This is a genomic window from Pseudomonas sp. P4_B4 (assembly GCF_056402255.1).
This window is the reverse complement of record NZ_JBFUHS010000013.1, coordinates 143,924-153,964: the sequence shown is the minus strand read 5'-3', so window position 1 is coordinate 153,964 and position 10,041 is coordinate 143,924. Positions and strand designations below refer to the sequence as shown.

Below are 10,041 nucleotides of genomic sequence, written 5' to 3'. Positions count from 1 at the left end.
GCTGCACAACGCCGCCATGTCGGCCAGCCGCACAGCCGCCTGGAAAGGCTTTTATGAAGAGCAAAGAGCCAAAGGGTTCAGCACTACGCAGGCACTGGTGATACTGGCCCGCAAACTTGCCCGGATCGTATTTGCACTGCTGAAAGGGCAGAGCGAATACCAACCAAAAGCAGGTTGAGGGCTTTCCCTCAACCATAGAATCTCCCACAGGGGATCGCATTCCAATGTGGGAGCGAGCCTGCTCGCGATGGCTGCAACACAATTCGAACGCCGAACACAAATCAGCAGGCAAAAAAAATCCCCGAACGAGTCGGGGATTTTTCATGTTCGATCAATCAGCCCGAGAGCGGATCAATCTTCGCGGTAGCGACGCAGCTTCAACTGCTTACCGGCAACGCGAGTGTCCTTCAGCTTGGTCAGCAACTTCTCAAGACCATCTTCCGGCAGCTCGACGAGGCTGAAGCTGTCACGCACCTGGATGCGACCGATGGCTTCACGCGCCAGACCACCTTCGTTGAGGATGGCGCCCAGCAGGTTCTTGGCAGCGATACCGTCACGCGCGCCCAGCGCGGTACGGCAACGTGCACGGCCTTCGCCCAGTGGCATCGGAGCACGACGCTCGCGGTCACCACGCTCAGGACGATCACCGGAACGCTCTGGACGATCGCCACGCGGTGCGTTGTTCGGCACCAGTGGACGCTCTTTCTCGATAGCGGCCAGGTTCAGCGCTTGACCGTTGGTAGCCTTGCGCAGCAGGGCTGCGGCCAGGGCACGCGGGCTGCAACCGATGTCGGCGGTCAGGCGATCGAGCAGATCACCGTGAGTCGATTCGGCCTCGGCCACCAGTGGCGACAGGCTGTTGGTCAGCTTCTTGATGCGCGCATCCAGAACGGCTTGAGCGTCTGGCAGGCGAACTTCAGCAACCTTCTGACCGGTTACACGCTCGATCACTTGCAGCATGCGGCGCTCACGCGGAGTCACCAGCAGCAGTGCACGACCTTCGCGACCGGCACGGCCGGTACGGCCGATACGGTGAACGTAGGACTCTGGGTCGTACGGCATGTCAACGTTGAACACGTGAGTGATGCGCGGAACGTCCAGGCCACGAGCAGCAACGTCGGTCGCCACCACGATGTCCAGACGGCCATCCTTGAGGGAGTCGATCACGCGCTCACGCTGGTTCTGGGCGATGTCACCGTTCAGCGCAGCGGCTTTGTAGCCTTTGGCTTCCAGGGCACTGGCCAGATCCAGGGTCGCTTGCTTGGTGCGCACGAACATGATCAGGGCGTCGAAATCTTCCACTTCCAGCAAGCTGAGAACGGCCGAAGTCTTCTGGTCAGCGTGAACCAGCAGGTGAGCCTGCTCGATCGCGGTAACGGTCTGGGTCTTGGTCTGGATCTTCACGTGTTGCGGATCGCGCAGGTGGCGTTCAGCAATGGCACGGATCGACTGCGGCAGGGTGGCCGAGAACAATACGGTCTGACGGGTGACAGGCAAGGCCTTGAAGATAACTTCCAGGTCGTCCATGAAGCCCAGTTTGAGCATTTCGTCGGCTTCGTCGAGAACCAGGTGGTTCACGGTCGCCAGTACTTTTTCGTCGCGACGCAGGTGGTCGCACAGACGGCCCGGAGTGGCGACAACGATCTGTGCGCCATTACGGATTGCTTTCAGCTGTGGGCCCATCGGCGCGCCGCCGTAGACAGCCACAACAGTTACGCCCGGCATTTGCTTGGCATAGGTTTCGAAAGCGGTTGCAACTTGTAGCGCCAACTCACGAGTTGGGGCCAGGATCAGGGCTTGCGGTTCGCGCTTTGCAGGATCGATGCGATGCAGGATCGGCAGGGCGAACGCAGCGGTTTTACCCGTACCGGTTTGCGCCTGACCAATCATGTCGTGACCGGCCATGATGATCGGGATCGATTGCTGCTGAATAGCCGATGGCTCTTCGTAGCCAGTCGCGGTGACGGCTGCAAGAATATTCGGATTAAGATTAAAAGCGGCGAAGCCGCCGGTTTCCTGGGTCATGGGTCTGCCTCTAAGTGCATCCGCAAAGACCCATGCTCCAAAGCTGCGCGTGCCGTGTTGAGACTCAAGAGTCGCCCTGGCAGCTTTGTCGGCGGGGATTTGCGAAAACGAATGAATGAAAAGAATCGTCAAGGGAGAGTCCGCTGGGCGGACGTGCAGCCGAAGCTGGCTTCGGGGAATTGCGCTACCTAAACGCGGCCCGGTTAAAGGCCGGCGCGCACTATACCGGAATTCGCCAAAAAAGGGAGCTTTTTTTATCGAATATCCACCGGATACGCCGTTGTGTCACAGGCTTTGCGAATAATCGATCAGCCGTCTACTTTTCAAAGGCCCGGCCTTGCGGGTGATGGCGCTAAAACGGTTCACCCTTTGCCGTGCAGACCGCCGGTCTGGCACGCCTTTCCCACCCCGAGGATCGCTCCATGAATCAGCCCAGCTCCAGTCGAGTCAGCCGCGAACGGCATGGTCATGTGTTCCTGATCGGCCTGGATCGGGTGGCCAAGCGCAACGCCTTCGATCTCGACCTGCTCAACGCGTTGAGTCTGGCTTATGGCGAGTTCGAAGCCGACAGCGAGGCGCGGGTGGCGGTGGTGTTCGCTCATGGCGAGCACTTCACCGCCGGACTCGATCTGGTCAATGCCAGTGTCACACTGGCAGATGGCTGGCAGGCTCCACCCGGCGGCTGTGATCCGTGGGGGGTGTTCGCAGGTCCCAGGGTCAGCAAACCGGTGATCGTCGCCGCCCAAGGCTATTGCCTGACCATCGGCATCGAATTGATGCTGGCCGCCGACATCAACCTGTGCGCCAGCAACACCCGGTTCGCTCAGATGGAAGTGCAACGCGGGCTCTTCCCGTTCGGCGGCGCCACCCTGCGTCTGCATCAAGTTTCCGGCTGGGGAAATGCCATGCGCTGGTTGTTGACCGGTGATGAATTCGACGCCCGTGATGCTTTGCACTTGGGTCTGGTGCAGGAGGTCATGGCCAGTGAGGACTTGCTGCCCCGGGCGATTGAACTGGCCGAGCGGATCGCCCGGCAGGCACCGCTTGGGGTGCAGGCGACGCTGATGTCTGCTCGACAGGCCCGGTATGAAGGGGAAACCGCAGCGGCACAGGCCTTGCCGCTGCTAGTCAAGAAGTTGATGGCTAGCGAGGACGTCAAGGAAGGTGTGCGGTCGATGGTGGAGCGGCGGCCTGGAGTCTTCAAAGGGCTTTAGTTTTTGCAGTGGCTTTGAAGGCCCCTTCGCGGGCAAGCCCGCTCCTACAGGGTTCGGTGAGCTCCGAAGATCCACTGTAGGAGCGGGCTTGCCCGCGAAGGGGCCCGTCCAGACAATAAATTAATTAGGTGGCCGGACGAATGCACTTGATCAACGAATCCAACGAATACCCCAACCGCGGCGCCAGCGCTTCGGCACGGGCGATCAGGCCGTCCATGTCCAGTTCCTGGTCCAGCTCCGACGGCACGATCAGAATCACGTTACCCTCCTTCACCGGCAGCTCCCAGTAATGTCGATGGTACAAACCGCGCAACAAGGCGGCGCCCAGGGGTTTGCCATCGTCGGTAGCCCACTGATTGATGACCAGCCAGCCACCCGGATTCAATCGCTTCTGGCAGTTTTCCAGAAAGCTCCAGGCCAGATGCCCGACACCCGGACCGACGTCGGTATAAAGGTCGACGAAAATCAGGTCCGCCGATTCGGCGGTGTCCAGCAGCTCCAGCGCATCGCCAACGCGGATGTACAGGCGCGGATCGTCATCCAGCCCCAGATATTCAATGGCCAGGCGCGGTACGTCCGGGCGCAGTTCGATGGCTTCGACATCTTCCAGCGGCAGGAACTTGAGGCAGGCCTGGGTCAGCGTCCCGGCGCCGAGACCGAGAAACAGCGCGCTTTCCGGGTGCTCGTGACACAACGCGCCGATCAGCATCGCCCGGGTATAGTCGTACTCGAGCCAGCTCGGATCGGCCGTGAACACGCAGCTTTGTTCGATGGCATCACCGAACTCGAGAAAACGGTAATCGGCCACTTCCAGCACACGAATCACGCCGAACTCGTCCTGTACCTCGGCGAGCAAATGCTCGACGCGCTCCTCAGTCATTTCATCTCCTGATCGTCACCGGGGCCGGCAACGCAATAACACCGCGTGTAGAGAGCGGCAAAGGCGAGATTGTCGACGAAGCGACGGGAACAGGTCACGCACTAATTTGCTGATAACATGGACGTCCGAGCGAAAACACTAGAGACCGTGATGAGCCAACCCTGGAGCCCTGACAGCTGGCGCGCCCTGCCGATCCAGCAACAACCCCAATACCCCGACGCCGCACATTTGCAGCAGGTCGAGCAGACCCTGGCCAGCTATCCGCCGCTGGTGTTTGCCGGCGAAGCCCGGGAGTTGCGCCGTCAGTTTGCTGAGGTGACCCAGGGCCGCGCGTTTCTGTTGCAGGGTGGCGACTGCGCCGAAAGCTTCGCCGAATTCTCCGCGGCGAAAATCCGCGACACCTTCAAGGTGTTGTTGCAGATGGCGATCGTGATGACCTTTGCCGCCGGCTGCCCGGTGGTCAAGGTCGGGCGCATGGCCGGGCAGTTCGCCAAACCGCGTTCGGCCAACGACGAAACCATCGATGGCGTGACCTTGCCCGCCTACCGTGGCGACATCGTCAACGGCATCGGTTTCGACGAAAAAAGCCGCGTGCCGGACCCGGCACGCCTGCTGCAGTCCTATCACCAGTCCACCGCCACCCTGAACCTGTTGCGCGCGTTCGCCCAGGGCGGGTTTGCCGATCTGCATCAGGTGCACAAGTGGAACCTGGACTTCATCGCCAACTCGGCGCTGGCGGAAAAATACAGCCACCTGGCTGACCGCATCGATGAAACCCTGGCGTTCATGCGCGCCTGCGGCATGGACAGTTCGCCGCAGTTGCGCGAAACCAGTTTCTTCACCGCCCACGAAGCGCTTCTGCTGAACTACGAAGAAGCCTTCGTGCGTCGCGACAGCCTGACCAACGATTACTACGACTGCTCGGCCCACATGCTGTGGATCGGCGACCGCACCCGCCAGCTCGACGGCGCCCACGTCGAATTCCTGCGCGGGGTGAACAACCCGATCGGGGTCAAGGTCGGCCCGAGCATGAACCCCGACGACCTGATTCGCTTGATCGACGTGCTCAACCCGCAGAACGATCCCGGTCGCCTGAACCTGATCGCGCGGATGGGCGCGAACAAGGTCGGCGATCACTTGCCGCAACTGATCCGTGCCGTCCAGCGTGAAGGCAAGCAGGTGCTGTGGAGTTCCGACCCGATGCACGGCAACACCATCAAGGCCAGCAGCGGCTACAAGACCCGCGACTTCGCGCAGATCCTTGGCGAGGTGAAGCAGTTCTTCCAGGTGCACGAAGCCGAAGGCAGTTATGCCGGTGGTATCCACATCGAAATGACCGGGCAGAACGTGACCGAGTGCATCGGTGGTGCGCGGCCGATTACCGAGGATGGCTTGTCGGATCGCTACCACACCCATTGCGACCCGCGGATGAATGCCGATCAGTCGCTGGAACTGGCGTTTTTGATTGCTGAGACACTGAAGCAGGTTCGACGCTAGTTTTTGACTGCCTGATATATCGCCTTCGCGGGCAAGCCCGCTCCTACAGGATTCGCGCCGTACACAAAATCCGTGATCGGCTCGATCAATGCAGGAGCGGGCTTGCCCGCGAAGGAGCCTGCTCAGTCACCGCCAATTTGTGTGAATGCCACCCGCAACCTTGCCGCACTCGCCCGCGGGCAATTGAGCTGAACCTGCGCCAACCCCAGCCAATCCGCCATCTGCCGCAGATTGACCGCCAACGCCAGCATCCCCTCCTCATCCAGCCCCGCTTCCTCTTCATGCACCGCATGCACTGCCAAACGGCCCGCCGCCCGTTCGGCGCGCAGATCGACCCGTGCGGCAATTCGCTCGTTGTGCAAAAACGGCAGGACGTAATAGCCGTACACCCGGTTGTCCTGCGGCGTGTAGATCTCCAGCCGATAGCGAAAATCAAACAGCCGCTCGGTCCGGCTGCGCTCCCAGATCAGCGAATCGAACGGCGAGAGCAATGCACTGGCGACGACTTTGCGCGGCACTTTTGGCTCGGGCAGACAATAGGCCGGTTGCCGCCAGCCCTGGACTTCGCAGGTCAACAATTCCCCGGCCTCGACCAACTCGGCCAAACGTGGGCGGCTGTCCGCAGGGTTCAAGCGGAAATAGTCACGCAAGTCTTTCTCCGTACCGACACCCAAAGCCGCTGCCGCATGCCGCAACAGGCCGCGCTGGGCGTCGTCTTCACTCAGGACGGGGTGCGCAAGTACCTCCGAAGGAATCACCCGCTCCGGCAGATCGTAGAGCCTTTCGAATCCGCGCCGTCCGGCAACGGTCACTTCACCGGCAGCGAACAACCATTCAAGCGCATGTTTTTCCGCGCTCCAGTCCCACCAGGGACCGGCTCGTTCCTGACGGGTCGACAGACTTCCGGCCCCCAGCGCGCCCTGCTCCTCGACCGAAGCCAGCACCTTGCGAATGGTGTCTTGCTGTTCACGACCAAAGCGCGCCAATTGCTGATAAATGTCTTCGCCACGGCTCGCACGCTGCATGCGCCAACGCATCAACGGGTACATGGAAAGTGGCAATAACGAGGCTTCATGACCCCAATACTCGAACAACGTACGGCGCCGGCCCTGACTCCAGGCAGCCTGGTCGAGCAAATCGGAGGAATAATTGCCGAGGCGGGAAAACAGCGGAAGGTAGTGCGAACGCACCAATGCATTGACCGAATCGATCTGCAGAATGCCCAGCCGTTCGATCAGGCGATTGAGCGCAACAGCCTTGATCGCCGCTGGCGGCGACCGCCCGTTGAACCCTTGGGCGGCCAGCGCCAGACGCCGAGCCTGTTTGAGGGTAAAGGACAATGTTGCGGGCATGGGTGCCTCCTTGTCTGCTCGCAACCTACCTCACCGGTAAGGGGTTTGTGTAGCGTGGCCTTCATCATTTATGCATCGGGTCATTCCAGAACGGTTTGATCGACTCGTTCTCCACATCCGCACGGCTCATGCCGATGTCCTTGAGTGCTTCGTCGCTCAAGCTCGCCAGCAGTTCGCGCTCGCGATGCAGTTCGTACCAGCGGCCGACCTTGTGCAGCAGATCGGATATCACGTGAATCGAGTGTTTTTCTGCACCATGGAACTCATGTTGACCTTTCATCTTGTTGCCCTCCGTTTGGATGGCTCCAGTCTCGCGCCGGGTCTAAGATCAATCCAACGAATGTTTCTGATGTCACATATCTCGGAGATTGATGGATGTCCGCCTACCCGAGTATCGATACCGAAGTGTTGCGCACCTTCGTTGCCATCGCCGACCAGGGCGGCTTTACCCGCGCCGGCGAAATGGTCAACCGCACCCAGTCAGCCGTCAGCATGCAGATGAAACGACTGGAAGAAGATGTGCTGCAGCGCCAGTTGTTCCAGCGCGACGGGCGGCAGGTGCGGCTGACAGCCGAAGGCCAGGTGTTGCTCGGCTATGCGCGGCGAATCCTCAAGCTGCACAGTGAGGTCTTCAACACCTTGCGCGAACCCGACATGGTCGGCACCGTGCGCATCGGCACGCCGGACGATTATGTGATGCGGTTCCTCCCGGGGATTCTGCGCCGGTTTGCCCAGTCTTACCCGCTGATTCAGATAGAAGTGCACTGCGAATCATCAAAACAACTGCTGATGCGCCATGACCTTGACCTGTCAATCGTGACCCGCGAACCGGGCAGTGAAATCGGCCAGTTGTTGCGCAAGGAACGTTTTGTCTGGGCCGAGGCACAATGCTACAGCGCTCATGAGCAGACTCCGCTGCCGCTGGCGATGTTCAACAGTGATTGCTTCTGCCGCCTATGGGCCTGCAATGCCCTGGATGCCCGGGGGCGTGATTACCGGGTGGCGTACAACAGCGACAGCCTGTCGGCGATCATGGCGGTGGTCAGCGCCGGCCTGGCCGTCACGGCGCAGCTTGAAAGCCTGATCACCGCGGACATGCGCATCCTCGGTGAGGCCGAGGATCTGCCGCTGCTGCCCGAGGCCAGCATCATGCTCGTGCGCAACCTGCATAACCCGTCACCGATCACCGAGTGCCTGGCCGAACACATCATCGAAGGCTTCAAACCTTGAAGGTGAGCATCACCGCACAGAACACCAGGAACCCGCAAAACAACCCGCGCAGCAGCCGCTCCGGCAAAGCGTGGGCAACCTTCACGCCCCAACTGATGCTCATCAACCCGCCGACCGCCAAGGGTAGGCCAATCACCCAGCTGACCTGATGGTGCGCGGCGTAAGTCACCAGCGTCACCCCCGTACTCGGCAAGGCCAGCGCCAACGACAACCCCTGCGCAACCACTTGGCTGGTACCGAACAGACTGGTCAGCACCGGTGTCGCCACTACCGCGCCCCCCACGCCGAACAACCCGCCCATCGTGCCGGATGCAGCGCCAAGCACGCCCAGCCAAGGCCATGAGTAGTTCATCTGCGAAGCCGCCGGGGTGCTGGCGGCGAACATGCGAACGAGGTTGTACACCGACAGTGCGATTAGAAACGCGACAAAACCTATACGCATGGTTTGCGCATCAATGCCTACCGCCCAGATCGATCCGAGCCAGGCGAAGCAGAACCCCATGATGGCCAGCGGTAACGCGTGGCGCAGTTCGATCCGGTTGCGCTGATGATAGCGCCACAGCGCCAGCATCACGTTCGGCACCACCATCACCAGCGCGGTGCCTTGGGCTATCTGCTGATCGAGTCCGAACAGCACGCCCAGCAGCGGAATGGCGATCAGGCCGCCGCCGATGCCAAACAGACCGCCGAGCGTGCCCAACGCAGTGCCGAACACCAGATACATCAAGAACTCAATCACAGCATTTTCCCCGTTGCCGTCAGGCTTTTGATCCTACGCAGTTGCTTCTGGCACGGAAACGCACAGCAACGCACAATGGCTGTGCCAAATTCGCACAGGTGCAATCCTGCCATGAACCCCAATCAACTGACCGACCAACTGGCCTTGTTCCTCGACGTGCTGGAAACCGGCAGTTTTTCCGCCGCCTCACGCCGTCATCCGCTGACCCCTTCGGCCGTGGCACGGCGTATCGACAGCCTGGAAAGCGCGGTCGGCAGTCAATTGTTCCTACGCAGCACTCATGCCGTACGTGCCACCCCGGCGGGGTTGGCCTTTGCCGAGCGCGCACGGCGGATCGTCGCCGAGTTACGCCTGGCCCGGGCCGAGGCGGTGTCCCTGAGCAGCGCGCCGGAAGGCTTGATTCGTATCGATGCGCCGGCAGCCTTTGGTCGCCGGCACCTGGCACCGGTGATTGCCGATTTCCTCATGCTCTACCCCGGGCTCGATGTGCAACTGCACTTGATCGACAGCTTCGTCGACATGCAGGGCCTGAACCTCGGCAAGGTCGATCTGGTGTTGCGCGCCGGGCAATTGGCCGATACCCGGCTGGTGGCCACGCCACTGGCGAGCATGGTGCGTATCGCCTGCGCCAGCCCTGATTATTTGCGGCGTCGCGGCGTGCCGACCGAGCCGTCACAGCTGATTGAACACGACGGACTCGACTGGGATGGCCTGGCCCCACCCTTCGCCTGGCGTTTCGAGCGCGACGGGCAAATGCAGCTGCACCGGCCGGCGCGGATCCGCATGAGCGCCAACAATGCCGAGGCGCTGGTGTGCGGTGCACTGGCCGGACTGGGTATCGCGCATCTGCCGACCTGGCTGGCCAGCGAGTACCTGTCGCGGGGTGAGTTGCTACCGCTGTTCTGCGACAGCGGCCTGCCGAAACCGGAAAGCGCCGGCATCTATGCCTTGCGCCTGGAACAGCAACCCAACTCCCGCAGTCGCTTGCTGCTGGAGTACCTGAAAACCCGCTTCAGCCCGGTTCCGCCCTGGGATCTGGTGCTGCAAACCCATTTGCAACGGCACTGATCAAAATTATCTGGCGCATTAAAGATTCGCCCGCTA

General features: G+C 61.0%; 9 protein-coding genes and 1 pseudogene. 5 read left to right on the top strand and 5 right to left on the bottom strand.

Going from position 1 to position 10,041, the window contains the following annotated elements; all coding sequences use genetic code 11:
• Positions 1 to 178: pseudogene (locus tag AC1DVE_RS16025) on the top strand (IS110 family transposase); the annotation flags it as partial.
• A gap of 173 nt (positions 179 to 351) precedes the next feature.
• Here AC1DVE_RS16025 and AC1DVE_RS16020 read toward each other — a convergent pair.
• On the bottom strand, positions 352 to 2,025 hold the full coding sequence (locus tag AC1DVE_RS16020) for a DEAD/DEAH box helicase (RefSeq protein WP_223456287.1): 1,674 nt from the start codon (positions 2,023 to 2,025) through the stop codon (positions 352 to 354).
• A gap of 422 nt (positions 2,026 to 2,447) precedes the next feature.
• Here AC1DVE_RS16020 and AC1DVE_RS16015 point away from each other — a divergent pair, with 422 nt between their 5' ends.
• Positions 2,448 to 3,239 (top strand): crotonase/enoyl-CoA hydratase family protein, encoded by a 792-nt coding sequence (locus AC1DVE_RS16015; RefSeq protein ID WP_223456286.1) that lies wholly within the window; start codon positions 2,448 to 2,450, stop codon positions 3,237 to 3,239.
• 124 nt (positions 3,240 to 3,363) lie between these two features.
• Here AC1DVE_RS16015 and AC1DVE_RS16010 read toward each other — a convergent pair whose 3' ends face one another.
• Positions 3,364 to 4,119 (bottom strand): spermidine synthase, encoded by a 756-nt coding sequence (locus AC1DVE_RS16010; protein WP_008017195.1) that lies wholly within the window; start codon positions 4,117 to 4,119, stop codon positions 3,364 to 3,366.
• 150 nt (positions 4,120 to 4,269) lie between these two features.
• Between AC1DVE_RS16010 and AC1DVE_RS16005 the strand changes: the two genes are divergently transcribed.
• Positions 4,270 to 5,616, top strand: coding sequence for a class II 3-deoxy-7-phosphoheptulonate synthase (locus AC1DVE_RS16005; protein ID WP_223456285.1), 1,347 nt, complete (start codon positions 4,270 to 4,272; stop codon positions 5,614 to 5,616).
• Positions 5,617 to 5,738: 122 nt separating this feature from the next.
• Here AC1DVE_RS16005 and AC1DVE_RS16000 read toward each other — a convergent pair whose 3' ends face one another.
• The gene (locus AC1DVE_RS16000; protein WP_223456284.1) at positions 5,739 to 6,968 is read right to left on the bottom strand and encodes a winged helix-turn-helix domain-containing protein; all 1,230 of its coding nucleotides are present in this window, start codon (positions 6,966 to 6,968) and stop codon (positions 5,739 to 5,741) included.
• A 64-nt stretch (positions 6,969 to 7,032) separates the two neighbouring features.
• Positions 7,033 to 7,248 carry a DUF1127 domain-containing protein gene (locus tag AC1DVE_RS15995; protein WP_007983517.1) on the bottom strand — a complete coding sequence of 72 codons (216 nt, stop codon included), beginning with the start codon at positions 7,246 to 7,248 and terminating at the stop codon, positions 7,033 to 7,035.
• Between the two features lie 95 nt (positions 7,249 to 7,343).
• Between AC1DVE_RS15995 and AC1DVE_RS15990 the strand changes: the two genes are divergently transcribed.
• Entirely contained in the window at positions 7,344 to 8,198 is an 855-nt protein-coding gene (locus AC1DVE_RS15990) for a LysR substrate-binding domain-containing protein (protein WP_223456283.1), read from the top strand.
• Here the strand turns inward: AC1DVE_RS15990 and AC1DVE_RS15985 are convergent.
• Positions 8,188 to 8,922, bottom strand: a complete 735-nt coding sequence (locus AC1DVE_RS15985; RefSeq protein ID WP_223456305.1) for a sulfite exporter TauE/SafE family protein — start codon at positions 8,920 to 8,922, stop codon at positions 8,188 to 8,190. The genes AC1DVE_RS15990 and AC1DVE_RS15985 overlap by 11 nt on opposite strands.
• Before the next feature lie 126 nt (positions 8,923 to 9,048).
• Between AC1DVE_RS15985 and AC1DVE_RS15980 the strand changes: the two genes are divergently transcribed.
• Positions 9,049 to 10,005, top strand: a complete 957-nt coding sequence (locus AC1DVE_RS15980) for a LysR family transcriptional regulator (protein WP_223533582.1) — start codon at positions 9,049 to 9,051, stop codon at positions 10,003 to 10,005.
• The last annotated feature ends 36 nt before the right edge of the window (positions 10,006 to 10,041 follow it).